1 protein-coding gene is annotated in these 581 nt (G+C 35.3%); it reads left to right on the top strand.

Features of this window, described 5'->3' with window-relative positions; translation table 11 throughout:
• A partial coding sequence (locus ADA55_RS07670; RefSeq protein WP_048681551.1) for a tyrosine-type recombinase/integrase occupies window positions 1-492 on the top strand: 492 nt, incomplete at its 5' end.
• Window positions 493-581: the final 89 nt, after the last annotated feature.

The following is a 581-nucleotide window of genomic DNA, read 5'->3' as shown; positions in this document are numbered from 1 at the left end:
CGGGAAGCTTGTCATACAACATTCGAAAATGCTTTATTTGAGTTTATGTACTCAACAGGATGTAGAATTGGTGAAGCAATAACGCTAGATAGGACATCAATCAATTTTTCTAATCAATCAGCAATCGTATTAGGAAAAGGAAATAAAGAACGAGAAGTATATTTTAATACTCGTTGTGAAATATGGTTGAAGCGATATTTAAGTGAGCGAAAAGATCATGAGGAAGCACTCTTTGTGACAACACGCGCCCCCCATCGAATGAGTATTTCTCAAGCGAGAAACGTTATAAAACTGATAGCAAAGAGAACGGACATTAAAAAGAGCATTCATCCTCATCAGCTTAGACATAGTTACGCTACAAAATTATTGAATAATGGAGCGCCTTTGGAAGTGATTCAAAATTTAATGGGCCATGAAAAAAGTAAAACCACAAAAATTTATGCATATCTAAGTGGTGCAATGCGAAGAGACTTGTATAGAAAGTATTTTTAAGGGACCAGTGGTCCTTTTTATTTTGTATTTAATAAACTGTCGGGGCAGCATTCCTGTAATAACTGAAAATGAGGTTTGAACGAAAAAAG

Origin of the sequence: Bacillus sp. 220_BSPC, assembly GCF_001054655.1 — a bacterium.
In the GTDB taxonomy this organism is placed as follows: domain Bacteria; phylum Bacillota; class Bacilli; order Bacillales; family DSM-1321; genus Peribacillus; species Peribacillus frigoritolerans.
The sequence above is the reverse complement of the archived record's forward strand: the minus strand, read 5'-3'. Positions and strand labels throughout refer to the sequence as shown.